Origin of the sequence: Pseudomonas sp. 1912-s, assembly GCF_029269205.1 — a bacterium.
Classification (GTDB): domain Bacteria; phylum Pseudomonadota; class Gammaproteobacteria; order Pseudomonadales; family Pseudomonadaceae; genus Aquipseudomonas.
The window spans coordinates 129,014-151,628 of sequence record NZ_JARIXR010000014.1; the positions used below are offsets into that span (position 1 = coordinate 129,014).

The following is a 22,615-nucleotide window of genomic DNA, read 5'->3' on the forward strand; positions in this document are numbered from 1 at the left end:
TGTCCTCAATGTCTGCAACGACCTTCAACTTTTCCGTCATTGGCTTGATTGCCAAGGCGCAAGGTTGCGTTGCGCACGCCCTCAAATCGAAGAAACAGTCGCTCATGTGACCGGGGCGCGCTGTCCCGTCAGATGAGCTGACAGGACATTGAGCGCGAAGGCCCCCTCCTCTTGCTTACCTCCCTCTGCCCTTCTGACGGTGACGAAATCGGTCAACCATCAGGAGAAAGCGCATGTCATCGTTTCAAGGTATCTGGGTTCCCGTCGTCACACCGTTTCATAACGGCGCCATCGACTTCATCGGCTTGCGCCGCCTGGTCTGCCATCTGCTGGAAAAGGGCGTGGCCGGGATCATGGTCTGCACCACCACCGGCGAAGCTGCCTCGCTGAGTCGCCAGGAGCAACTGGCGGTGCTGGATGCCGTACTGGAGCTGGTGCCGCCGCAGCACGTGGTGATGGGCCTGGCGGGGTATAACCAGATTGAGCTGTTGCAGTTCCAGGCCCAGATTCTAAAGCGCCCGGTGGCCGGTTTACTGGTGCCGCCGCCGAGCTACATCCGCCCGTCCCAGGCTGGCCTTGAGGCGTTCTTCCGCAGCGTGGCCGATGCGTCCAGTGTGCCGATTATCCTGTATGACATTCCCTACCGCACCGGCATTGCGTTCGAACAGGCGACGCTGCTGAACATTGTTGCCCATGAGCGAATCGTCGCGATCAAGGATTGCGGCGGCAACCTGGCCAACACCCTGGCGCTGTTGGCCAGCGGGAAGGTCGATGTGTTGTGTGGCGAGGACGTGCAGATATTCAACGCGTTGTGCCTGGGAGCGACCGGCGCGATTGCCGCGTCGGCGCATGTGCGTACCGAGGCGTTTGTGAGGCTGCATCGACAGGTTCGTGATAACCAATTGATGGCGGCTCGTCAGACGTTTTTCGAGCTGCTGCCGTTGATTCACACGATGTTCGTGGAACCCAACCCCGCGCCGGTGAAAGCCGCGCTGGCGATGGAGGGGTTGATTGGCAGTGAGTTGCGCGCGCCGATGCTGGAGGCGAGTGAGACAGTGGTGAATCAATTGCAGCAAGTCTTGGCCACGCTGGAATAACCTGTGGCGAGGGAGCTTGCTCTCGCTGGGGTGCGAAGCGCCCCCAAAACCGGACACCTCATTTTATCGGATGAAAAGAGGTGTCTGGATTGGGGCTGCTGCGCAGCCCAGCGGGAGCAAGCTCCCTCGCCACAGGGATTGGGGCCAGCCAACTTTTCAGTGTGAAGGGCTTATCCCCTTGCCACCGCCAACCGGTGCAATGTGATCTTGCGCACCTCCTGCTTGCTCACCTCAATATGGGCCTTGAGCAGTTGCTGCGCCTGATCGCTTTGCCGCTGCAGGATCGCCCCGAGGATCAACCCGTGCTCCTCATACGTCGCGGCAATACGCGATTGCCGGGTGAAATCCAACCGCCGAATAATGCGGATTTTCTCGGTGATCTCGTAATGCATCCGCGCCATTTCGGCGTTGCCCGTGGCCTGTACCAGCCCGCAGTGAAACGCCTCATCCAGTGCCGAGACGACCTGGGCGTCATCCAGCCGTGCACTTTCGTCCACCCGCCAAATCGCCTCAAGCGGTTCAAGCCCCTGCTGCGCCATGCCACACAAGCGGCTGATGGCGGCTAACTCGAGCACGATCCGAACGTCGTACAGCTCCTCGAAGTAGTTGAAGTCGAACGGACGCACCTGCCAGCCACTCCGGAAAAACACCTCCAGGTACCCTTCCCGCTGCAGTCGGTAAAGCGCCTGGCGCACCGGCGTGCGGCTGGCCTGCATGCGCTCGGCTATCTCGCCTTCGCTGAAGCGATCACCCGGCAGCAGGCGAAAGTCGAAGATGTCAGCCTTCAACCGCTGGTAGACCTGCTCCGCCAGGCTGTCCGGCCGCTCGCTGGAGGTGCTCGTAGTCGAGAGCTGCATGCCTACGCCCTGCTCGCCATGTAGGCGCGCCAGCCGCCGAACTCGGTGATGTCGGTGGCGCCTGCCAGGGCCCAGGGTTCGCAGATAAACCCCTTCACGCTGCGCCCGTCAGCCAGGGTCAAATTGCCGATGCCCAGCGGGGCCGGAATCTCGGCGACAAACTCGCCAAAGCGCGCGACAGGCATGTCCCACAACTCAACGATGATCGAGCCGCCCGAGTCATCCTTGACCAACCCGGGCTTGGGCGGCACGGTGCCCGGCAGCGCATGCAGGCGGTACTGGCTTGCTGTCAGGGTTTGTTCCACCAGCACTGCATTGCGGCTGGTCAACTGGAAGTTCAGCGGCATCCCGGTGAGGTGCGCGCCCACCACTGCCACCCGCACACTGCCGGGCGCCTGTCGTGCAACTGCGGGTGGCGGCAGATAGCGTTCGGTAGCCCCCAACGGCAGGTCGAGGCCGGTCTGCCAGCGTTTGCCCAGATGGGTCAGCGCCGCGTCATGCCAGGCAGGCGCGATCAGGGTGATGCCGCATGGCAGGCCATCGCTGCGCAGCCCGGCGGGAACGGCCAGCGCCGAAAGGTCCGCCAGGTTGGTGAAGTTGGTGTAGAAGCCAAACTGCGAGTTGTAGAGCACCGGCTCCACGGCCATTTCCGCCAGGGTACGAATCGTCGGCGAGGTCGGCACCAGCAAGGCGTCGAAACCGATGAGGGTGTCGTTGATACGCCGGCTCAGTTCGGCCCGCAGGTATTCGGCCTTATAGGCATCGCAGGCGCTGTACTTGAAGCCGTTTTCAACGATGCCGCGCACCACCCGGTTGATCGCTGCGGGGCGGCTGGCGAGCATGCCTTCCAGCGCGACCGTGCGCTCCGCCACCCAGGAACCGAAATACAGTTGCTCGGCGAGCTGCTGAAACGGGCTGAAATCCACTGGGGTGATGTCGGCGCCGAGGGCCTTGAACCTGAGCAGCGCCTGTTCAAACACCGCCTGGTTCTGCGCGTCGCCAAAAAATTCCAGGTCGGCCGGCACCGCCAGCTTGATCGTGGCGCCGACCGCGACCGGCGCGGTGTTGGGATTGACGCGGGAATACGCATCGCTGGCGTCGTACGCCGCGGCCACACCGGCAACCCGTTCGGCATCTTCGACGGTCAATGCAAACACCGAAATGCAGTCCACCGTGCGACAGGCCGGCACCAACCCGGTGTTGGACAGGCGGCCCTTGGTCGGCTTCAACCCGACAATATTGTTGAAGCCCGCCGGTACCCGCCCGGAACCGGCGGTGTCGGTGCCCAGGGAGAACGCCACCAGGCCACGGGCAACCACCGAGGCCGAACCCGAGCTGGAGCCACCGCTGACATAGTCCGGGTTGAAGCTGTTGCCGACTGCACCGTAGGGCGAGCGGGTGCCCACCAGCCCCGTGGCGAACTGATCAAGATTGGTCTTGCCCATCAGGATCGCCCCCGCCGCCCGCAGCCGGGCCACCACCGACGCATCGGTCTGCGCGGTGTAGGCAAATTCAGGGCACGCAGCCGTGGTCTCCCAACCCGCTGCGTCGATGTTGTCCTTGATGGCGAACGGCACGCCATACAGCGGCAGCTTGTCGATATCGCCGTCGACCGCCGCAAGCCGCTCGGCCAGTTGCGCCAACTGTGCACTCAACTGCTGCGGCTGCACCCGGCTGATCCAGGCGGTGTCCTGGTCGGGAAAGGTGCTTGCCAGGGTCAACAGAATATCGGGGGTCAGCGCCTGGCTGCGGTAAGCGGCCTGCCATTCACCCAGGGTCCAGCCGAGTTGTTCGTTGCGCATTGGGGATTCCATCTTGTATCCAAGTTTGGATTTCTTTTAGCAAGCGCTGGGCCAATTCGCTGCAAGCCAGTGAACACGTGGCCTCGGCAAAAAACTGGCGGATTGGCCGCCCTCAACCGTGCTCCGTGATGAAGCAGCAATGCGCCAAAAAAAGACATTCAGGCGGCCGCAAGGTTGCGAGCGGCTCGATACCGGCCTATGTTCGAAACCATGCTGCAAAAGCTGCTGTCCATCCCATACGCCCCTTCCGTAGCCAGGTGACGACATGCCCACCGCTTCTCGCCCCGCCGTGCTCGAACTGATCGGCAATACCCCGCTGGTGCGGGTCAGCCGTTTCGATACCGGCCCGTGCACGCTGTTCCTCAAGCTTGAATCCCAGAACCCCGGCGGCTCCATCAAGGACCGCATCGGCCTCGCCATGATCGACGCCGCCGAACGCGACGGCCGCCTGCGCCCCGGTGGCACCATCATCGAAGCCACCGCCGGCAATACCGGCCTCGGCCTGGCGCTGGTAGGCCGCGCCAAAGGGTATCGGGTGGTGCTGGTGGTGCCGGACAAGATGTCCACCGAAAAGGTCTTGCACCTGAAAGCCATGGGCGCCGAGGTGCACATCACCCGCTCCGATGTCGGCAAGGGCCACCCCGAGTATTACCAGGACGTCGCCGCCCGGCTGGCCAAGGACATTCCCGATTCCTTCTTCGCCGACCAGTTCAACAACCCGGCCAATCCCCTGGCCCACGAAACCAGCACCGCGCCGGAAATCTGGGCCCAGACCCAACATGACCTGGACGCCATTGTGGTCGGCGTCGGCTCGGCCGGCACCCTCACCGGCCTGACCCGTTTCTTCAAGCGCGTGCAACCCGACCTGGCCATGGTGCTGGCCGATCCGGTGGGGTCGGTGATGGCGGAATACAGCCGCAGCGGCACCATGACTGAACCCGGTTCGTGGGCGGTGGAAGGCATCGGCGAAGATTTCATCCCCTCGATCGCCGACCTCTCCAGCGTGCGCCACGCCTATTCCATCAGCGACGAAGAAAGCTTCGACCACGCCCGCCAACTGCTGCGGGCCGAAGGCATTCTCGGCGGTTCTTCCACCGGCACCCTGCTCGCCGCGGCGCTGCGTTATTGCCGCGAACAGACCGAGCCCAAGCGCGTCGTGACCTTCGTTTGCGACACCGGCACGCGCTACTTGTCGAAGGTCTACAACGACCAATGGATGAACGACGCCGGCCTGCTGCAATACAAACACTACGGTGACCTGCGCGACCTGATCGCCCGGCGGTTCGAGGACGGCCGCGTGATCAGCGTCGGCCCTGACGACAGCCTGCTCACCGCCTTCCAGCGCATGCGCCTGGCGGACGTCTCGCAACTGCCGGTACTGGTGGACGGCCAGCAACTGGTGGGGGTGCTCGACGAATCGGACGTGTTGCTCGGCCTGCATCAGGACGCCGCGCATTTCTCCATGACCGTGGCCAGCGCCATGACCAACGCCCTTCACACCCTTGCGCCCAGCGCCAGCCTTGCGCAATTGCAGGCCGAGCTGGATCGCGGATTGGTCGCAATCATTGCCGACGCGTCGGGCTTTCACGGCCTGATCACCCGCGTCGACCTGCTTAATCACTTACGGAGATCCCTTGCATGACCCAGCACGATAAAAGCGCCTTCGCCACCCGCGTGATCCATGCCGGGCAATCCCCGGACCCGACCACCGGGGCGCTGATGCCGCCGATCTACGCCAACTCCACGTACCTGCAGGACAGCCCCGGCGTTCACAAAGGCTTTGACTACGGGCGCTCCCACAACCCGACGCGCTTTGCCCTGGAACGCTGCGTGGCCGACCTTGAAGGTGGCACCCAAGCCTTCGCGTTTGCCTCCGGGCTGGCGGCGATCTCCACCGTGCTGGAACTGCTCGACGCCGGCGCCCACGTGGTCTCCGGCAACGACCTGTACGGCGGCACCTTCCGCCTGTTCGACAAAGTGCGCCAACGCAGCGCCGGGCATCGCTTCAGCTTCGTCGACCTGACCGACCTGTCGGCCTTCGAAGCGGCGTTGCAGGACGACACGCGGATGGTCTGGGTCGAAACCCCAAGCAACCCGCTGCTGAGCCTGACCGACCTCGCCGCCATCTCACGCATCTGCCGGGCGCGCGGCATCATCTGCGTGGCCGACAACACCTTCGCCAGCCCATGGATCCAGCGCCCGCTGGAGCTGGGATTCGACATCGTGGTGCACTCCACCACCAAGTACCTCAACGGCCACTCCGACGTGATCGGCGGCATTGCAGTGGTCGGCCAGAATCCCGAGTTGGCCGAGCGCCTGGGCTTCCTGCAAAACTCCGTCGGTGCGATTGCCGGGCCGTTCGACGCCTTCCTGACCCTGCGCGGGGTGAAGACCCTGGCGCTGCGCATGGAGCGCCATTGCAGCAACGCACTGGAACTGGCGACGTGGCTGGAGCAACAGCCGCAGGTGGCGCGGGTTTACTACCCGGGGCTGGCCTCGCACCCGCAACATGAACTGGCCCGCCGGCAGATGCGCGGGTTTGGCGGGATGATTTCGGTGGACCTGAAAAGCGACCTGGCGGGGGCGACACGCTTCCTGGAAAACGTGAAGATTTTTGCGTTGGCGGAGAGTTTGGGCGGTGTGGAAAGCCTGATCGAACACCCGGCAATCATGACCCACGCGAGCATTCCGGCGGCGACCCGGGCGCAGTTGGGGATTGGGGATGGGCTGGTGCGATTGTCGGTGGGGGTTGAGGATGTGGAGGATCTGCGGGCGGATCTGGCGCAGGCGTTGTCCACGATCTAAATAACAACGCAGAACACTGTGGCGAGGGAGCTTGCTCCCGCTGGGCTGCGTAGCGGCCCCAAAATTCCGGGAGCGCTGCGCACTCCAGCGGGAGCAAGCTCCCTCGCCACAGGTTACTCGGTGAGGCTAAGGCCGAGCAGACCGGCCAGCCCGCACAGGCAAGCCACTCCCACGCAGTAAGCGACCGTACGCCACGGCTGGCGGCCGTTCAAGTACATCAGCGTATGCATCACCCGGGCGACGGTAAACGTGCAAAACAACCAGGTCGTGGCAACGCTGGTCGCCTCCAATGCGACGCACAACCCGCCCAGGACAAAGAACAACGGGATATTCTCCAGGTCATTCGCCCAGGCTCTGGCACCTCGGCTGACTTGCGGCAGTTCCTGCGAATTAGCCGCCCGCTTGAAGAAGCCGGCATCCTCACTGTTGATGAACGCAAGGTGCCTGAGGCGGAAATAGCCTTGATAGCAAGAGATCGCCAACATCTTGATGAACAGTACCAACACGCACAGGGCATACACCGTCATCGTCGGCTCCCCGAACAGCGGCGGAACCCGTTGACCACGAGATACAACAGCGGCCCCACGGACACAAAAACCGCCGTTATCAACCAATACGGCAGCACCGACGCCAGTGACTTTCCTCTGGCCCGCGCATCCCGGTACATCCACACGCACGCCATCACTGCCATCAGGTACAGGTCAATCACCACCTGGGCAGTGTCCGGCCTCGCCATCAATTCACGCCCGAACGCCATGAGCGACTGCTCGGCCATCAGCATCGTGATCACGGTGTACAGGGCAAACGCCAACAACCCGACAAGGGCGATCCAGGGTCTGTGCATGCTCTCCTCCTTGGAGACAACGGTTCGGGAAGCTGCACATTAGTGATAACGTCCGTCCCTTCTCAATGACCTCACAGGTCATCGACATCACCGACCCGCACGGCCAGAGTCAGCCCATGAGCAGCCCACCTTTCCCCCGCGCAAACCCCGACACCACCGCTGGCTCGCAACTGCGCGCGCTGCGTCGGCAAGCCCGATTGAGCCAGCTGGAACTGGCGCTGATCACCGGGGTTTCCCAGCGCCACTTGAGCTGTGTCGAGACCGGTCGCGCCAAGCCCAGCCCGGGCACGTTGCATAATCTGTTGATGGCCCTGGAGGCCCCGCTGGAGCAGTGCAACAACGTGTTCCTGGCCGCCGGCTTCGCCCCACGCTATGAGGCGACTCCGCTCGCGTCACCGTCGATGGAAGCCATTCGCGAGGCCATCAACCATGTGCTGCACGCGAACAATCCTGCACCGGCCATCGTGCTGGGCAGCCATTGGGAAGTGCTCGCCGCCAATGCCAGTACCCAGGTGCTGTTCGATCTGGTGGGGATCAAGCCGGAGGCGGCTGAGGGGCTGAATTTGCTGGTCACCCTGCTGCAGCCTGGCCGCCTGGGTGATCATCTGGTCAACGCCGAAGAAATCCGCACCGTCGCCTGGCAACGTGCATCCCGCGAGGCGTTGGGCAATCCGGAACTTGCCAGGATTCTGGACAGCCTGCCGGCCCCGCAGAGCCCCGGGGCCTTGGCCAATGAACTGCCGCCACTGGTGCTGACATGCCTCCACTCCCGGGAAGGTGAGTTGAACTTCATGTCGACCTTCACCACCTTCGGCATGCCGCAGGACATCACCGTGACGTCCCTGCGCATCGAGCATTTGATTCCGGCGGATGCACAGACGTGGCAGGTGATGACTGCGGCGTATGAACGGTCGAAATAGGCAATGCCTTGCCGGATCCGGCAACCCCTGACCACTCTCCTGTTCCCGCGCGCCCCGCAGCACAAGGCTTGCAGCACATGGCCTGACTCTTGCTGTGCTCCCGTTACCAACCAGGGAGCAGCATCATGATCGGAAGCACCAGCCTTATCGCACTGGCCCAGAAGAGCCTGACTCAGTCCATGGAAAACGGCACGCTTCGGGCCGGGAGGATTGAGGTCATCAACGCCACACCAGAGATCAAGGCCAAGCTGGAAGCCAGCTATCAGGAGCAAGTGCGCTCGACCGCGCAAACCGTTGCCACCGCCAGAGCCAATCCGTCGTGGGCGACCTTCGACGATAAAAACAATGCCGTCGAATTGCCTGATGTGCAGTCCCTCAGCAAAAGCGACGCCACTCACGTGGCCAACGGTCTGCAGTACCTGCTCGATATCGGGCGCCTGGACGGCAAGACCGTCACCGCGAAAAACGGCGACCAGTCGACGGACAACATCGCGGTGTACAAGGACTGGCTGCAGGCGCACATCGGCGTTGATGTGCAAGCCTGAAGCGGCTCACACCATCGGCACGGCAATCAGCAAAATCGCCCTGCCATGGGTCGCCGTCGCCGCCACCACGCCGTAGCGCAGGCGCACCAGCCCGCAGGCCAGCAGCAGGATAACGATGCGCACGCCCGGCACTGTTTTCGGCGTGAGGACAAACCACAGGCCAAACAGGATCAGCCCGGGAAGCAGATACACCCCATAGTGGACCAGTACCGCAAAGGCCTCGGCGATCACCCGGCGTCAGCCCTGTGCCACGGCGACCATGTCGATTTCCACCGCTGCGCCCTTGGGCAGTTGCAGCACGCCCACCGAGGTGCGTGTGTGGGCCCCAGCCGCGCCCAGAATCTCGTTCAGCAGGTCGGACGCGCCGTTGGCCACTTCGCTTTGCTGGTCAAAGTCCTCCGCGCTGCGTACGTACACATTGATCTTCAGGATCGCCTTGACCTGATCCAGCGAGCCCAGCGCCTGCTTGAGCAGCCCCAGGCAACGCAACGCGCTGACGCCCGCCGCAATCTGTGCGTCGGCCAGACTGAGGCTTTCACCGACCTTGCCCGGCAGCACGATGGCGTCGCCCACCCGCGGGATCTGGCCGCTGATGTAAACGTGATTGCCATCCCTTAACAGCGGCGTGTAGTTGCCGCCGATCTTGAACTCGTTGAGTTGATAACCCAGGCGCACCATGGCGGCCGCGTACTTTTGATCCGGTGTCATGTGTGGTTGTCCTTGTTGGCTGTTGCGGCGCTGGCATTCATCCACCGCATCGCCCAGGGTCTTGGGGATATGGGTGTTCCGGCCACAGCATAGCCATGTGCCATTTGCTCTGGAAGTACTGCCGAGCATTTCATCAGTGATACGACAACCAACAGTATTCGATAGCGCCTATATACGGGCCCACGAGAAATTTCACTTTCCTTGACGACCTGAAATACGGCATGGTTGTACGACGACTACAAAATCTCTCCTGTGTCGTACCAGTACCCCACAACAACAAGGAAACACCCATGCAAAACGTCAAGGTTCTGATTGGTTTTCTGTGCCTGTTCAGCGGCTACGCGGCCGCCGCCCCTGCTGCGAGTGACAAGGATGTAGCCGCTGCGGTCGATCACCTGACCCAGGCCATGCTGCACAAGGACATCCCGCAACTGCAGGCCCTCACTGCGAACAACCTCACCTACGGCCACTCCAGCGGCAAGACCCAGAACAAGCAGGAATTTATCGCGGACATTGAAACCGGCAGAAGCGGTTTCAAGACCCTGGAAATGCAGAAACAGACCATCACCCTGAATGGCGACACCGCCCTGGTGCGCAACCACTTTTCCGCCCAGGCGGTGAACAGTGGCGTTGAGGTGCCTACCGAAATTGAGAACTTCCAGGTCTGGCAGAAACAGAAAGGCAAGTGGCTGCTGATTGGGCGCCAGGCCTACAAGTTCTGATAACAGCCGGATGCTTTCCTGTGAGGAAGGAGCTTGCTGTGGTGAGGGGGCTTGCTGTGGCGAGGGAGCTTGCTCCCGCTGGAGTGCGCAGCGCTCCCAAGGTTTTGGGGCCGCTACGCAGCCCAGCGGGAGCAAGCTCCCTCGCCACAGGGGCTCCCGGGCCACACTCAAAAAGGGGTAGGATCGCGCTTTAACCAGACGCCGAGCCTGAACATGGACTTTCACTCCCTACTCGCCTACACCCTCGTCGCCGCCATTGCCATCGCCAGCCCGGGCCCGGCGATCCTGATGGCGCTGAACAACAGCCTGGCCTATGGCGCACGCTCAACGCTGTGGTCATCGCTGGGTAATGTCAGCGGCGTGTTCTGCGTATCCGCCGCGGCGATGCTGGGGCTGGGTGCGTTGATCCTCAGCTCCGAATGGGTGTTCAACGGGGTAAAAATCCTCGGTGCCGGCTACCTGTTTTATCTGGGTGCCAAAAGCCTGTTCAAGAAGACCCCATTGCTGGCCGCCAACTCCCAGGCACCGACGCGGGTCAACGCCCCTTCGCCCTGGAAACTCTACAAGCTGGCGTTCCTGACCGCCGTCACCAACCCCAAGGCCGTGTTGTTTTTTACCGCACTGTTCCCGCAGTTCATCAACCAGCACGGCGCACTGCTCCCACAATTCATGGTGCTGACCCTGATTTTCATGGCGCTGTCGGCATTGTCGCTGACCCTGTACGCCCTGCTCGCCGCACAGGCCAAAGGCTTGCTTGCGCGGCCAACATTTTCCAAGTGGGTGGACCGGGTAGTGGGCTCGACCTTTATCGCGTTCGGCACACTGCTGCTGACGATGCGTCGGCAAACGGCCTAGTACGCCTCCACCGCCCAGCGCACTTTCACCAGCGCCTCGCGCAGCACCTGCAGATCCACCGACCCCAGCGCCACGCGCAAGGCATGGGGCACGTGGGCCGAGACGGCAAACGGCTCGGCGGTGGACACCGAGATATTTTCCCGCGCCAGCGCCATGGTGATCTGGTCGGCGCGGGCGTCTTCCGGCAAGGGCAGCCACAAGAAATACGAGGACGGATGGCGGATCACATTGAGCCCCGCCAACACCTCATCGGCCACCGCCTGGCGCGCCCGGGCATCCTCGCGTTTTTGCGCTTCCAGTTGCTGCACGGTGCCGTCGTCGAGCCACGCAGCCGCGACGGCAGTCATCACTCCAGGGGTGTTCCAAGTGGTGGCCATGACCGTACGTTCCAGCGCCGCCATCCACGGCTGGGGCGCGGCAACAAAACCCACCCGCAGCCCGGTGGCGACACTCTTGGACAGCCCCGACACATACACCGTGCGCTCCGGCGCCAGTTCAGCCAAGGGTGGCGGCGCGTCCTCGGCTAGAAACGCGTAGGCGGCGTCCTCGATCAGGGTCAAATCATGCCGGCGGGCAATCGCCACCAGGTGCTCGCGCTGCTCCATGCTCATCACCCAACCCAACGGGTTATGCAAGGTCGGCATGCTGTACACCGCACGTACCGGGCGCCGCGCACAGAGTTTTTCGAGGAAGATCAGGTCCGGCCCGGTCGCAGTTACCGGGATCGCGACGATTTCCAGGTGCAGTGTCTCGGCCAGTACCTTGAACCCGGAATAGGTCAGCGCATCCACCGCCACCACATCGCCGGGCTTCAACAGCGACATCATGGTCACCGCCAGCCCGTGCTGGGCCCCGCTGACAATCAGCACCTGCTCGGCTTGCACCGTCAGGCCACGGCTCGCCAGATGCCGCGCCACCGCCGCCCGCTCATGCAGGCGGCCGGCATGAGGCTGATAGCGCAGTAGTGCGGCCAGGTCGCCGGAGAGCGCCAATTGGCGCAACGCCGTGCGCAGCAGGTCAGTCTGGCCCGGCAGCGACGGGTAATTGAAGTTGAGGTCGATCATGCCCGCGGCCACCGCGATCTGACCGACGCCCTGCCCCGGCGACAACGCGATTTCCCGCACAAAGGTCCCGCGCCCGGTCTCGCCACTGACCAGGCCCATGGCTTCCAGCTCGGTGTACACCCGGCTGGCCGTGACCAGCGCCAGGCCGTGGCTGGCGGCCAACTGGCGGTGGGTCGGCAAACGGGTGCCCGCCGCCAGTGTGCCGGAGCGGATATCCCGCGCGAACGTATCCACCAGGGTCTTGTAGCGGGCGCGAGGCATAGGCGATGTATCCATGACAATTCTTTGATTGTCTTAAGGGTGAATCATAGGATGCGAAGGACGCAACTTATCCTTTCATCGAGCCCTACGCCCATGGAACGCACCACCCACCTCAACACCCGGGAACACAACGCCAGCGGCTGGATCAATGGCTTTATCGGCGTGGTGATCTTCAGCGGTTCACTGCCCGCCACGCGCCTGGCGGTGCTGGAATTTGATCCGGTGTTCCTGACCGTCGCCCGCGCCACCATCGCCGCCCTGCTCGGCCTGTGCCTGCTGTGGCTGTTCAAGGAAAAGCGCCCGGCCCGCCACCAGTTACTGCCCCTGGCAATCGTCGCGCTGGGCGTTGTGATCGGCTTCCCGCTGCTCACCGCATTGGCCTTGCAGTACGTCACCAGCGCCCACTCCATCGTGTTTGTCGGCCTGCTGCCGTTGGCCACTGCGGTGTTCGGCGTGTTGCGTGGCGGCGAGCGGCCCAAGCCGGTGTTCTGGCTGTTCTCGATCCTCGGCAGCCTGCTGGTGGTGGGCTACGCCGTGTCCCAAGGACTGAGCGCCGCGCCACTCGGGGATGTGCTGATGCTGCTCGCGATTGTGGTGTGCGGCCTGGGTTATGCCGAAGGCGCCAAACTCTCGCGCACCCTGGGCGGCTGGCAGGTGATCTGCTGGGCACTGGTGATCTCGCTGCCGATCGTCGCGCCACTGACGGCGATTTTCGCCCCGCAGTCTTTCACCGGCATCAGCCTGCCCGCCTGGCTCTGCCTGGCCTATGTGTCGCTGTTCAGCATGCTGATCGGGTTTGTGTTCTGGTATCGCGGGCTGGCCCAGGGCGGCATCGCCGCCGTGGGGCAGTTGCAGTTGCTGCAACCGTTCTTTGGCCTGGCACTGGCGGCCACGCTGCTGCGTGAACAGGTGAGCCTGGGCATGCTGGTGGTGACGGTCGCGGTGATTGCCTGTGTGGCGGGCGCGAAAAAGTTTGCGCGCTAGGCGGTCTTCCTCAACATCAGCAACGCGATAAACAGTCCACCGGCCACGCCGACACTGATCATCAAGCCATGAGGGCTGACGTAAGACACCGTCGCCCCCGTGGCAATCGGCCCGAGCACGCTGCCCAGGGTGTAGAACAGCGCAATCGCAGTCATCGCGGTAGACACCTGATGCTCGGCCACCCGGTCTCCCGCCTCGATCACCGCCAGGGTGTTCATGCCGCCAATCGCGCCGCCCCACACAAACACGATCAGCGTCGACAACCACGGCAGCGATTGGCTGAAGGGAATCGCCAGGGTGCCCAGCAGCACCACCAGGCCGCAGACCAACTGGCCGGTCTTGTACGAGCTTCTGTCCGCCATCCAGCCGATGGGCAGTTGCAGCACGGTACCGCCGATGCCGAATACCGAGATCAGCAACGTCGCCGCCGTCAGCACATAGCCCGTCGAGAGACTGTAGGCACCGAGGAAGGACACCGATGAGGTCTCCGAGAACCCGGCGATAAACGCGCCGCACAACGCCACCGGGATCACGCTGAACAGTTTGCCGTGGCGTTTCTCCGCCGGTGTTTTCGGCCGCGAATCGTGCCCTTTCAAGCTCAACGCAAGGCCACCGGACAGCAGCACGATGGCCGCACAGGCGTAATAGGGAATCGCACTGTCGACCCCGAACACCACCAGGAGCAAGGGCCCGACGGCAATTCCCAGGCCCATCAGGGTTTCGTGCACGCCAATGGCCCGGCCGCGTTCGCTGTCGGTGGCCACGGAGACGATCCAGGTATCACAAGCGATCCAGCGCAGGATCAAGCCAATGCCCAGCACAAAGTTCAACGTGAACAGCAGCGCCAGTTCACTGGTCAGCGTCATGCCGATCAGCCCCAGCACAGTCAGGACCACACTGAGCAGATTGGCCCTGACCAACCCCAGGTGCCCCAACAACCGTGGCACGACCTTGTACAGCAGCAGGATCGCGATCCACGAGGCGCTGACGATCACCCCGATTTTCGCCGCGTCCACGCCCTTCTGTTCCAGGGACAACGACAGCAACGGCGTGATGGTGCCGATTTGCACAATCTGGGACAGCACCGACAGGGTGTTGATGCGGGTCAGGGCCAGCCAGCGTTGTTTGTCGCTGTAAGCAATATCGTCCATGACGTTACCGGGGGGTTATTCAGAGTCGCCAGAGTCTCAGCTCTCAGCGTTCAGGCGCAACCATCTTGAACTTGATGAGGATCTCGTTCGACACCACGCTGTCAGCCCACTCGCCCGCGCCGATCTTGAAGTCGTCGCGCTTGAGCACGAATTCGCCGTCGAACACGCCAATGCCGCTTTGCTCCTTCAGGGCCACCTTGACCTCCACCGGCCTGGTCTGGCCCTTGAGGGTCAGGTTGCCGCTGAACAGGTAGCGGTTGTCGCCCAGGTCGGTGATATGGGTGGAGGTAAAGGTGCCCACCGGGTAGGTGGTCATGTCGAACCAGCCGGGCTTGGGCAGTTCGGTGTTGGCGTCGTCGCTGCCGGCATTGATGCTCGGCAGTTGGATGGTCAGCACGGTGCTGGCGGCAGCGGGGTTTTGCGTATCGAAACGCAGAGTGGCCGAATACGTGCCGAAGGTGCCGTACACCTGCTGGCCCATCTGGTCATAGGTGAAGCTGATGGTGCTCGCCGCCGGGTTGACGTCGGTGTATTCCACGGCATACGCGCTGGACAAGGTGCCGAGGGTAAGGAAGGCGGCTAGCAATCGACGTTTCATGGGGTACTCAACTGGAAATGAACACGCTGTGCAGTAGTAACAGCGTAGGTGCTGGATTTATTCCCGCGCCTGGCATTAGGCTCGTGCCCCGACGGAACTCAAACAACAAGGAGCCACGATGCCCGCGCTTTCCCTGCAAGACACCACCGCCCCCGAAGGCGTCTGTTACGGTTGCGGCAGCAGCAACCCCCACGGCCTGCACATCAAGAGTCGCTGGGACGCCGACGGCATCCACGTGATCGCCGAGCACCAGCCCGACGCCCAATACTGCGGCTGGCCAGACCTGGTCTACGGCGGGTTGATCGCGATGCTGGTGGACTGCCATTCGAACTGGACCGCCATGGCCTATCACTACCAGGCCGAACAGCGTGAACCGGGGACCCTGCCGCGTATCGACTGCGTCACCGGTAACCTGGGCATAAAATTTATCAAGCCCACGCCGATGGGCGTGCCGCTGACCTTGCGCGCGAAAGTCAAGGGTGAGGTCGGCCGCAAGACCCGCGTGGTGTGCGAGGTGTACGCCGATGGCGTGCTGACGGCAATTGGCGACTCGGTGTTCGTGCGGGTCGACACCGGGCGATTGGCCGCCGCGGCCCATGGCCGGGAAGCCTGATACTGGTCTACATTCAGTCCCACCGCTAATCGAGGACGCCACCGATGACTCGTTTGACCGCCAAAGACTTCGCCCCTGAACTGCTGGAGCTTTACGACGGCTACGCCCACGGCAAGATCAACCGCCGGGAATTTCTCGACCGCGCGGCGCTGTTCACCTTTGGCGGGCTGACGGCGTCGGCCCTGCTCGCCGCCCTGAGCCCCAACTATGCCTTGGCCGAGCAGGTAAAATTCACCGACCCGGAGATCGTCGCCGACTACATCACCTACCCGTCACCCAAGGGCAACGGTACCGTCCGGGGCTACCTGGTGCGCCCGGCCAAGGCCACCGGCAAGGTGCCAGCGGTGGTGGTGGTGCACGAGAACCGTGGGCTGAACCCGTATATCGAAGACGTCGCCCGCCGGCTGGCCAAGGCCGGGTTTATCGCCCTGGCGCCGGACGGCTTGACCTCGGTGGGTGGCTATCCCGGCAACGATGAGAAAGGCGTGGAACTGCAGCAGAAAGTCGACCCCGAGAAGCTGATGAACGACTTCTTCGCCGCCATCGAATGGCTGATGCACCACGACGCCAGCACCGGCAAGGTGGGGATCACCGGGTTCTGCTACGGCGGCGGCGTGACCAATGCGGCAGCGGTGGCGTATCCGGAACTGGGCGCGGCGGTGTCGTTTTACGGGCGCCAGCCGCAAGACAAGGACGTGCCACGGATCAAGGCGCCGATCATGCTGCATTACGGTGAACTGGATACGCGAATCAACGAGGGCTGGCCGGCGTATGAGAAGGCGTTGAAGGCCGCGGGTACGACGTATGAGGCGTTTATCTACAAGGGCGCCAATCATGGGTTCCACAATGATTCGACGCCGAGGTATGACGAGGCGGCGGCGAATCTGGCGTGGGAGCGGACGTTGGGTTGGTTCAAGAAATACCTGGCCTGAAACCGATCATGTAGGAGCTGGCTTGCCTGCGATGGCATCACCTCGGTGTGTCAGATGCACCGCGGTGATGCCATCGCAGGCAAGCCAGCTCCTACAGTGATTCAGGTGTTTCCCGGGTCAGTGCTCCAGCGCATACCGCCGGCAATGATTCAAATACCCTTCCTCGTGGCTCCCCACCAACTGCACCACGCTGGTCCACAGCCACGAAGGCGCATCCAGCCGCTTCGAGCGGTTCTCCTGCAACATCGCCATCCAGTCCTTGCGCGTATCCCGGTCCATCTGCCGTGCATGCGCGACGCCGACCACCCGCGCCAGGTACCCGGCCGCGTGCATCGCATCTATTTCGCTGAGTTCATCCAGTTCCAGTTTCATGTCCTGGGGCAGCAATTCACGGATGAAAAACCCGTGGTCCAGAAACCGCGTCGCCAGCATCCGTTCTCCCAACGCCGGTGACAAATGCCGTGCGCCCTCCACTACTCGCCGGCCGTTATCCCGAGGCATCTTCGCCCGGGCCGCACGCGGCGCCGCAGCGCCAACCGCTTCCTTGATATCGATCAGGCAATACTCCTGATCAGCCCCATCCCCTACCCCCAACAACACCGCATACCGCAATAACCCAAGGGAGCTGCAACCCTTGACCCAATACGCCGAGTCCAGCAACTCAACCTGGTCATCGTTGGACCGGCCTTTAAGGGAGGTGACCAGCCGGTGGATTTCATCCGAGGCGCACAACGTCTCCAGGGCTGACTTTTCCGCCCGGGACAACGACCAGAAATGTTTGCCCAATGGAATCGTCGGTCGAGTGCTTTCGATACGTTCCCGGGCCAGATTTTTCCAGGTGCGCTCCACCGCACTGCGCATCCCGGCCTTGACCTGGGACGGGCGCGGCGGTGCTTCGTCGGGCTTGTCCTTAAACGCCTGGGCGTACCCCACCATCATCTCTTCGAGCATGCGGGCGGTGGTCACCCCCGGCAAATCCGAACCCCGGGCAGCAGTGGCCAAAGACAACGCCAGGCGCACCAGGTCATGGGCCGGGTTACCGATCACCGCCTGGTCAAGGTCACGGATATGCATGTCGATCCGGCCCTTGGTGTCGCCCGTGGGCCCGAGGTTGCCGGCGTGGCAGTCGCCACAGATCCAGATCGCCGGCCCGTGAGGCAAGCGCCGGCCGTGCTGGCTGTGCAGCCACTCATAAAACTGAACCGTACTGCCCCGCACATAAGCGTGGGCGGAGCGCGCCATCTTCAAGTTGCGCAGTTGCGTGAGGTGGGGCATTCGCGAAGAGGGACGCGGCGTTTTCATAGAGGCACTCGTCATGGGGCTACGGTAGAGGCTTGCCCGCGACAAATGTTTCATTTTGTTTCAAGAAGCTCTATTAACGGAGCGCCTGATTAATAAGCCACACCAAATAATCCCACTGCAATCGGTCTTTCTATTCCTCCCGCCCCCGGGACTAGCATCGGGGCAACTCGATGCAGCGAGTCACAACCCTAACTGCACACATCCCCAAACACTGCCGCCCTAACAAAAGAGATAAAGCAGATGAATGAAGTGATGAACACCGCACCCGCCAAGATCAACCTGGTCAAGGCCCGAGGCTCGCTGGTATGGGACGACCAGGGCAAGGAATACATCGACTGTACCGCCCAGGCCTGGTCAAACAATTTGGGGGCGAATGACCCGCGGGTGGTGGAAGCCGCCGTCGCGCAATTGCGCGAAATGACCCACATCCGCCCCAACTTCGGTTCGCCCGCCCACACCCGGCTGGTGAAGAAGCTACGAGAAGTCTCCCCCGGCGCCCTCAACCAGATGGGTTTCGCCCTGCATGGCAGCCTCGCCGGTGAAATGGCAATGAAACTGGCCTTCAAGAACCGCCCCGGCGCGCAAAACCTGCTGGTGCTGCAAGACGGTTACCACGGCCGCTCCCTCGCCACCCTCGGCGCCAGTTGGCCCCATCCGAACAACCCGTTTTTGCCGATTCAACCGCGCTTCACCCGTGTGCCCCATCCCAACCCCTACCGCACTCGCCTGGGCATGGACCCGGAAACCGAGTCGCAGCTGTGCCTCGGCCTGCTGGAAGAAACCATCCTCAAGGGCGTCGACGGTGGCGTGGCGGCGGTGATGATGGAACCGATCCAGGGCAATGGCGGGCACATCGAATTCCCGCGCTCCTACTACAAGGGCGTACGCGAGATCTGCGACCGCCTCGGTGTACTGCTGATTTTTGACGAGGTCCAAACCGGCTTCGGCCGCATGGGTACGATGTTTGCTGCGGACTATTACGACGTGCTGCCCGACATCATCGTATTCGGCAAGGGCGTCGGCGGTGGCTTCCCCCTGGCCGGGATCCTGGCCGATGACAAGCTCAAGTGGTTCGACGAAGGCGAAGAAGCCCTGACCTTCGGCCACTTCCCGGTCTCGCTGGCCGCCGGCTACGCCACGGTGGAAGCCATCGTCGCCGACAACCTCTGCGAAAAAGCGCGGGACTCCGGCGACTACATCACCGCCCGCCTCAAGGACATGCAAACCCGCCACCCGTTGATTGGCGACGTGCGCTGCCCAGGGCTGATGGCTTCCATTGAGCTGGTCAAGGACCGCACCACCAAGGAGCCGGCCTGCCGGGAATCCCAGGAGGTGTATCGCCTTGGAGTGGAGCGCGGCGTATTGTTTGGCGAAAGCCGTTACGCAGGGCTCGGCAACCTGATCAAGGTCAAGCCGCCGCTGGATATCGAACGCCCGTTGCTGGCCAAGGCCCTCGACGTGCTGGACGAGGTGATCGGCATCATCGAGGAGCAACGGCCATGAGCACATTTGTCGAAAACACCGTGACCGCCCCGCCGAATGCCCAGGCACCGTTGTCCAGCGACGACGCCGACCTCGCGAGCCTCGGCTACGAGCAAAAGATGCACCGCACCATGAGTTCGTTTACTTCGTTTGCCCTGGCCTTTTCCATGGTCTCGATCAACACCGGGGTGGTCACGCTGTTCGCCGACCCGTTCAACCGGGTCGGCGGTATCGGCATTCTCCTGTGGCTGCTGGTGATCCCGCTGGTGTGCTGCATCGTCATGGTCTACTGCCACCTGGCCGGGCGCATTCCGCTTACCGGCTACGCCTACCAATGGTCCAGCCGGCTGGCGGGCAATCACTTCGGCTGGTTTACCGGCTGGGTCGCGTTCACCTCGTTTGTGGCGGGAACTGCAGCCACCTCGGCGGCCATCGGCACGGTGTTCGCACCGGAGATCTGGGCCAACCCGACACAGGGCCAGATCCAGGGCCTGAGCATCGGCGCGACCCTGGTGGTGGGCCTGCTGAACATCTGCGGGATACGCCTGGCCACACGCATCAACGACATCGGCGCAATCATCGAAATCATCGGCACCGTGCTGCTGGCGATTGCGTTGTTCTTCGGGGTGTTTTTTTTCTTCGAGCACACTCAGGGCGTGGCGATCCTGACCTCGGCGCAGCCGGTGAGCGGCGCCGGCATCAGCTTTACCACCCTCGCCCTCGCCACCCTGCTGCCGGTCTCGGTGCTGCTGGGTTGGGAAGGCGCCGCCGACCTGTCGGAGGAAACCAAAGACCCACGCCGCGCCGCACCCCGGGCGATGATTCGCGCGGTGCTGGTGTCCAGCGTATTGGGCTTCGTGGTGTTCGCCTTGCTGAGCATTGCGATCCCGGGCTCGGTCAGCGAGTTGCTCAGTCACAGCGAAAACCCGGTGATCAATATCGTGCGCCTGCAACTGGGCAACGCCGCCGGCATGGGCATGATCGTGATCGCGTTTGCCTCGATCCTCGCCTGCCTGATCGCCAATATGGCCGTGGCCACGCGCATGACCTTCGCCCTGTCCCGGGACAACATGCTGCCGGGCTCCAACGTGCTGGCGAAGATCAACCCGCACTTCGGTACGCCGGTCGCTGCGATTGTGCTGATCACCGCCATCGCCGTACTGCTGAACCTGGCGAGCGGCGGGTTTGTCACCGCGATCTACTCGATGGTCGGCCTGACCTACTACTGCACCTACCTGCTGACGTTGATTGCCGCGTACCTGGCCTATAAAAACGGCAGGATGCCCGGGGCGCCCGACGGTGTATTCAGCCTGGGCCGCTGGTTGTTGCCCATGATCATCCTCGGCGGCCTGTGGGCCATCGCGGTGATCCTGACCCTGAGCGTGCCGGAAGAAAGCCACACCGGCGCCGTCACCACCGGGGTTACACTCGGCGTCGGTGTGCTGTGGTGGTGGTTCTCGCTGCGCACGCGCCTTAACAATGGCACCGCCGGGCCGAGCAGCAAATTGCTCGATCACTAGTCGCTGATTGCAGCCAAACAACAAAACCCCGAACGCCGGGGTTTTGTCTTGTCACCCACAAGGAGCTTCCCGATGTTTGAACAGGCCAGCTGGCTCAATCAACCCCGGCACTGGAGCCGAGAAGGCGAACGCCTCAAGGTCCGCACCGATGCCAGCACCGATTTCTGGCGCGAAACCCATTATGGTTTTGTGCGCGACAACGGGCATTTCCTGTTTGTCGAAACCGACGGCGACTTTACCGCCCAGGTCAAAATCCACAGCGAATTTACCCACCTGTATGACCAGGCCGGCCTGATGGTGCGGGTCGATGAAGCGCATTGGGTGAAGATCGGCGCAGAGCTGTCCGACGGCGTGACGCTGCTGAGCAGTGTGTTGACCAATAGCGTGTCGGACTGGGCCACCGGTGTGTTCCCGGGGGACCCCGAAGCGTTCTGGATTCGCGTCACGGTGGCCAAGGGCGTACTGCGCGTGCAGGTGTCGGTAGACGGCGTGAGCTGGCCGTTGGTGCGTCTGGCGCCGTTCCCCGTGGCCGCGTCCTATCAGGTCGGGCCTTACTGCTGCACACCGGAACGTGGCGGGCTGGAGGTGGAGTTTTCCGAACTGCAGGTCAGTGCGCCCAATGGCAAATCCCTGCACGACCTGTCCTGACTAACGCCGGCTGCTCGCCACTTCCATCGCCAGCTCGGCAAAATTGCGCGCCGCCACACTCGGGTGTGGCGGCAAGGCCACAGCCACTTCACACATCGGCATATCGCTGATCACCGGGAATGCCAGGCCAGGGCGTGCATAGAAGCGTGCAGTGGACAGCGCGGTGATGCTGATCCCGCGCTCGGACGCTACTGCCTGCAACTCGGTTTCCACCGTCGAGGCTTCATGGACGATCCGTGCCGGCTGACCGTCGCGGTAAGCGTCGGCGGTCCAGAAACTGCGCCACACGCCGGCTCCCGGTGCGGCAATGATCGGCTCCTGCAGTACATCGTAGATGCTCACGCTGCTCTGCCCGGCCAACCGGTGGCTGGACGCCAGGCACGCCACGCACGGTTCGGTCACCAGGGTGTGCAACTCGATATCGGCCAGTCCCAGTGGCGGGCGCAGCACCGAGACGTCCATGCCTTCATCGATCCCGGCATGGGGCGAGCCGAAGTCATACTCGCGCACCACCAGCTCGATCTCCGGGTAGCGCCTGGCAAACACACTGAGGATCTGGGGCATCAGGTCCACGCCGGCGCCAATCAGGAAACCGATATTCAACGAGCCGCGCACCCCGCGTGCATGCTCCTGGGCGGTGCGCACCAGACGGGTCACGCCATTGACGATTTCCCGGGCCTCTACCAGCAATGCCTGGCCGGCTTCGGTCAGCGTCACGTTGCGGGTATTGCGCAGGAACAGCTGCACATCCAGCAGCGCTTCAAACTGGCGGATGGTCTGGGACAGCGCCGGTTGCGAGACATGCAGGCGAGTTGCCGCGCGCACAAAGCTGAGCTCCTCGGCGACTACCACGAAGGCCTTGAGTTGACGGATGTCCACGCCGGAAGTTTGCATCAGGGCTCCTT

23 protein-coding genes and 1 pseudogene are annotated in these 22,615 nt (G+C 62.9%); 13 read left to right on the forward strand and 11 right to left on the reverse strand.

The window, feature by feature from the left end; all coding sequences use genetic code 11:
* The first annotated feature begins 233 nt into the window (after nt 1-233).
* Entirely contained in the window at nt 234-1,097 is an 864-nt protein-coding gene (gene dapA, locus P3C29_RS18755; protein ID WP_275965152.1) for a 4-hydroxy-tetrahydrodipicolinate synthase, read from the forward strand.
* 170 nt (nt 1,098-1,267) lie between these two features.
* Here dapA and P3C29_RS18760 read toward each other — a convergent pair whose 3' ends face one another.
* Nucleotides 1,268-1,954, reverse strand: a complete 687-nt coding sequence (locus P3C29_RS18760) for a GntR family transcriptional regulator (protein ID WP_275965153.1) — start codon at nt 1,952-1,954, stop codon at nt 1,268-1,270.
* Nucleotides 1,955-1,956: 2 nt separating this feature from the next.
* Nucleotides 1,957-3,756 (reverse strand): allophanate hydrolase, encoded by a 1,800-nt coding sequence (gene atzF, locus P3C29_RS18765; protein ID WP_275965154.1) that lies wholly within the window; start codon nt 3,754-3,756, stop codon nt 1,957-1,959.
* A gap of 265 nt (nt 3,757-4,021) precedes the next feature.
* Between atzF and P3C29_RS18770 the strand changes: the two genes are divergently transcribed.
* Both P3C29_RS18770 and P3C29_RS18775 read left to right on the forward strand, forming a co-directional pair.
* Nucleotides 4,022-5,398, forward strand: a complete 1,377-nt coding sequence (locus tag P3C29_RS18770; protein ID WP_010169729.1) for a cystathionine beta-synthase — start codon at nt 4,022-4,024, stop codon at nt 5,396-5,398.
* Nucleotides 5,395-6,561, forward strand: coding sequence for a cystathionine gamma-synthase (locus P3C29_RS18775; protein ID WP_275965155.1), 1,167 nt, complete (start codon nt 5,395-5,397; stop codon nt 6,559-6,561). The genes P3C29_RS18770 and P3C29_RS18775 overlap by 4 nt, the downstream gene beginning before the upstream one ends.
* A gap of 113 nt (nt 6,562-6,674) precedes the next feature.
* Here the strand turns inward: P3C29_RS18775 and P3C29_RS18780 are convergent, their stop codons facing one another.
* Nucleotides 6,675-7,088 (reverse strand): MAPEG family protein, encoded by a 414-nt coding sequence (locus P3C29_RS18780; protein ID WP_275965156.1) that lies wholly within the window; start codon nt 7,086-7,088, stop codon nt 6,675-6,677.
* Nucleotides 7,085-7,405, reverse strand: a complete 321-nt coding sequence (locus P3C29_RS18785) for a DUF2834 domain-containing protein (RefSeq protein ID WP_275965157.1) — start codon at nt 7,403-7,405, stop codon at nt 7,085-7,087. Before P3C29_RS18785 ends, P3C29_RS18780 begins: the two co-directional genes overlap by 4 nt.
* Nucleotides 7,406-7,521: 116 nt before the next feature.
* On the opposite strand from P3C29_RS18785, the gene P3C29_RS18790 reads away from it, so the two are divergent.
* Together P3C29_RS18790 and P3C29_RS18795 are read left to right on the forward strand one after the other, a co-directional pair.
* On the forward strand, nt 7,522-8,325 hold the full coding sequence (locus tag P3C29_RS18790) for a helix-turn-helix domain-containing protein (RefSeq protein WP_275965158.1): 804 nt from the start codon (nt 7,522-7,524) through the stop codon (nt 8,323-8,325).
* A gap of 125 nt (nt 8,326-8,450) precedes the next feature.
* Nucleotides 8,451-8,870: a hypothetical protein gene (locus tag P3C29_RS18795; RefSeq protein WP_275965159.1), complete on the forward strand. Its 420-nt coding sequence runs from the start codon at nt 8,451-8,453 to the stop codon at nt 8,868-8,870.
* Between the two features lie 81 nt (nt 8,871-8,951).
* On the opposite strand, the pseudogene P3C29_RS18800 reads toward P3C29_RS18795, so the two are convergent.
* Nucleotides 8,952-9,101: pseudogene (locus P3C29_RS18800) on the reverse strand (CPBP family intramembrane glutamate endopeptidase); the annotation flags it as partial.
* Between the two features lie 6 nt (nt 9,102-9,107).
* Nucleotides 9,108-9,578: a RidA family protein gene (locus P3C29_RS18805; protein ID WP_169388205.1), complete on the reverse strand. Its 471-nt coding sequence runs from the start codon at nt 9,576-9,578 to the stop codon at nt 9,108-9,110.
* A gap of 290 nt (nt 9,579-9,868) precedes the next feature.
* Between P3C29_RS18805 and P3C29_RS18810 the strand changes: the two genes are divergently transcribed.
* The gene (locus P3C29_RS18810) at nt 9,869-10,300 is read left to right on the forward strand and encodes a nuclear transport factor 2 family protein (protein WP_275965160.1); all 432 of its coding nucleotides are present in this window, start codon (nt 9,869-9,871) and stop codon (nt 10,298-10,300) included.
* A 213-nt stretch (nt 10,301-10,513) separates the two neighbouring features.
* Nucleotides 10,514-11,155 (forward strand): LysE family translocator, encoded by a 642-nt coding sequence (locus P3C29_RS18815; RefSeq protein WP_275965161.1) that lies wholly within the window; start codon nt 10,514-10,516, stop codon nt 11,153-11,155.
* Here P3C29_RS18815 and P3C29_RS18820 read toward each other — a convergent pair.
* Entirely contained in the window at nt 11,152-12,480 is a 1,329-nt protein-coding gene (locus P3C29_RS18820) for a PLP-dependent aminotransferase family protein (RefSeq protein WP_275965172.1), read from the reverse strand. The two genes, P3C29_RS18815 and P3C29_RS18820, sit on opposite strands and share 4 nt — an antisense overlap.
* Before the next feature lie 93 nt (nt 12,481-12,573).
* Between P3C29_RS18820 and P3C29_RS18825 the strand changes: the two genes are divergently transcribed.
* The gene (locus tag P3C29_RS18825) at nt 12,574-13,464 is read left to right on the forward strand and encodes a DMT family transporter (RefSeq protein WP_275965162.1); all 891 of its coding nucleotides are present in this window, start codon (nt 12,574-12,576) and stop codon (nt 13,462-13,464) included.
* Here P3C29_RS18825 and P3C29_RS18830 read toward each other — a convergent pair.
* Both P3C29_RS18830 and P3C29_RS18835 read right to left on the reverse strand, forming a co-directional pair.
* Nucleotides 13,461-14,615 carry an MFS transporter gene (locus tag P3C29_RS18830; protein WP_275965163.1) on the reverse strand — a complete coding sequence of 385 codons (1,155 nt, stop codon included), beginning with the start codon at nt 14,613-14,615 and terminating at the stop codon, nt 13,461-13,463. The two genes, P3C29_RS18825 and P3C29_RS18830, sit on opposite strands and share 4 nt — an antisense overlap.
* A 43-nt stretch (nt 14,616-14,658) precedes the next feature.
* Nucleotides 14,659-15,213 (reverse strand): YceI family protein, encoded by a 555-nt coding sequence (locus tag P3C29_RS18835; protein ID WP_201123664.1) that lies wholly within the window; start codon nt 15,211-15,213, stop codon nt 14,659-14,661.
* A gap of 118 nt (nt 15,214-15,331) precedes the next feature.
* Here P3C29_RS18835 and P3C29_RS18840 point away from each other — a divergent pair, with 118 nt between their 5' ends.
* Both P3C29_RS18840 and yghX read left to right on the forward strand, forming a co-directional pair.
* A complete protein-coding gene (locus tag P3C29_RS18840; protein WP_275965164.1) occupies nt 15,332-15,826 on the forward strand; it encodes a PaaI family thioesterase in 495 nt (164 codons plus the stop codon).
* A 44-nt stretch (nt 15,827-15,870) separates the two neighbouring features.
* Complete coding sequence (gene yghX / locus P3C29_RS18845; RefSeq protein ID WP_010169744.1) at nt 15,871-16,758, forward strand: YghX family hydrolase; 888 nt, start codon at nt 15,871-15,873, stop codon at nt 16,756-16,758.
* Nucleotides 16,759-16,875: 117 nt separating this feature from the next.
* Here the strand turns inward: yghX and P3C29_RS18850 are convergent, their stop codons facing one another.
* Entirely contained in the window at nt 16,876-18,060 is a 1,185-nt protein-coding gene (locus tag P3C29_RS18850; RefSeq protein ID WP_169388198.1) for a DUF2252 family protein, read from the reverse strand.
* A gap of 240 nt (nt 18,061-18,300) precedes the next feature.
* Here P3C29_RS18850 and P3C29_RS18855 point away from each other — a divergent pair, with 240 nt between their 5' ends.
* The 3 genes from P3C29_RS18855 to P3C29_RS18865 all read left to right on the forward strand — a co-directional run bounded on the left by P3C29_RS18855 (nt 18,301) and on the right by P3C29_RS18865 (nt 21,710).
* Nucleotides 18,301-19,563: an aspartate aminotransferase family protein gene (locus tag P3C29_RS18855; protein ID WP_010169746.1), complete on the forward strand. Its 1,263-nt coding sequence runs from the start codon at nt 18,301-18,303 to the stop codon at nt 19,561-19,563.
* Entirely contained in the window at nt 19,560-21,062 is a 1,503-nt protein-coding gene (locus P3C29_RS18860; RefSeq protein ID WP_275965165.1) for an amino acid permease, read from the forward strand. Before P3C29_RS18855 ends, P3C29_RS18860 begins: the two co-directional genes overlap by 4 nt.
* Nucleotides 21,063-21,134: 72 nt before the next feature.
* Nucleotides 21,135-21,710: a DUF1349 domain-containing protein gene (locus P3C29_RS18865; RefSeq protein WP_201123658.1), complete on the forward strand. Its 576-nt coding sequence runs from the start codon at nt 21,135-21,137 to the stop codon at nt 21,708-21,710.
* On the opposite strand, the gene P3C29_RS18870 is transcribed toward P3C29_RS18865, so the two are convergent.
* The gene (locus tag P3C29_RS18870; protein WP_169388196.1) at nt 21,711-22,604 is read right to left on the reverse strand and encodes a LysR family transcriptional regulator; all 894 of its coding nucleotides are present in this window, start codon (nt 22,602-22,604) and stop codon (nt 21,711-21,713) included.
* Nucleotides 22,605-22,615 lie beyond the last annotated feature (11 nt).

Bases quoted from the DNA above. Each gene is read 5' to 3' on its own strand.
- dapA (WP_275965152.1), top strand. From the start codon at position 234: ATGTCATCGTTTCAAGGTATCTGGGTTCCCGTCGTCACACCGTTTCAT.
- P3C29_RS18760 (WP_275965153.1), bottom strand. From the start codon at position 1,954: ATGCAGCTCTCGACTACGAGCACCTCCAGCGAGCGGCCGGACAGCCTG.
- atzF (WP_275965154.1), bottom strand. From the start codon at position 3,756: ATGCGCAACGAACAACTCGGCTGGACCCTGGGTGAATGGCAGGCCGCT.
- P3C29_RS18770 (WP_010169729.1), top strand. From the start codon at position 4,022: ATGCCCACCGCTTCTCGCCCCGCCGTGCTCGAACTGATCGGCAATACC.
- P3C29_RS18775 (WP_275965155.1), top strand. From the start codon at position 5,395: ATGACCCAGCACGATAAAAGCGCCTTCGCCACCCGCGTGATCCATGCC.
- P3C29_RS18780 (WP_275965156.1), bottom strand. From the start codon at position 7,088: ATGACGGTGTATGCCCTGTGCGTGTTGGTACTGTTCATCAAGATGTTG.
- P3C29_RS18785 (WP_275965157.1), bottom strand. From the start codon at position 7,405: ATGCACAGACCCTGGATCGCCCTTGTCGGGTTGTTGGCGTTTGCCCTG.
- P3C29_RS18790 (WP_275965158.1), top strand. From the start codon at position 7,522: ATGAGCAGCCCACCTTTCCCCCGCGCAAACCCCGACACCACCGCTGGC.
- P3C29_RS18795 (WP_275965159.1), top strand. From the start codon at position 8,451: ATGATCGGAAGCACCAGCCTTATCGCACTGGCCCAGAAGAGCCTGACT.
- P3C29_RS18805 (WP_169388205.1), bottom strand. From the start codon at position 9,578: ATGACACCGGATCAAAAGTACGCGGCCGCCATGGTGCGCCTGGGTTAT.
- P3C29_RS18810 (WP_275965160.1), top strand. From the start codon at position 9,869: ATGCAAAACGTCAAGGTTCTGATTGGTTTTCTGTGCCTGTTCAGCGGC.
- P3C29_RS18815 (WP_275965161.1), top strand. From the start codon at position 10,514: ATGGACTTTCACTCCCTACTCGCCTACACCCTCGTCGCCGCCATTGCC.
- P3C29_RS18820 (WP_275965172.1), bottom strand. From the start codon at position 12,480: ATGCCTCGCGCCCGCTACAAGACCCTGGTGGATACGTTCGCGCGGGAT.
- P3C29_RS18825 (WP_275965162.1), top strand. From the start codon at position 12,574: ATGGAACGCACCACCCACCTCAACACCCGGGAACACAACGCCAGCGGC.
- P3C29_RS18830 (WP_275965163.1), bottom strand. From the start codon at position 14,615: ATGGACGATATTGCTTACAGCGACAAACAACGCTGGCTGGCCCTGACC.
- P3C29_RS18835 (WP_201123664.1), bottom strand. From the start codon at position 15,213: ATGAAACGTCGATTGCTAGCCGCCTTCCTTACCCTCGGCACCTTGTCC.
- P3C29_RS18840 (WP_275965164.1), top strand. From the start codon at position 15,332: ATGCCCGCGCTTTCCCTGCAAGACACCACCGCCCCCGAAGGCGTCTGT.
- yghX (WP_010169744.1), top strand. From the start codon at position 15,871: ATGACTCGTTTGACCGCCAAAGACTTCGCCCCTGAACTGCTGGAGCTT.
- P3C29_RS18850 (WP_169388198.1), bottom strand. From the start codon at position 18,060: ATGAAAACGCCGCGTCCCTCTTCGCGAATGCCCCACCTCACGCAACTG.
- P3C29_RS18855 (WP_010169746.1), top strand. From the start codon at position 18,301: ATGAATGAAGTGATGAACACCGCACCCGCCAAGATCAACCTGGTCAAG.
- P3C29_RS18860 (WP_275965165.1), top strand. From the start codon at position 19,560: ATGAGCACATTTGTCGAAAACACCGTGACCGCCCCGCCGAATGCCCAG.
- P3C29_RS18865 (WP_201123658.1), top strand. From the start codon at position 21,135: ATGTTTGAACAGGCCAGCTGGCTCAATCAACCCCGGCACTGGAGCCGA.
- P3C29_RS18870 (WP_169388196.1), bottom strand. From the start codon at position 22,604: ATGCAAACTTCCGGCGTGGACATCCGTCAACTCAAGGCCTTCGTGGTA.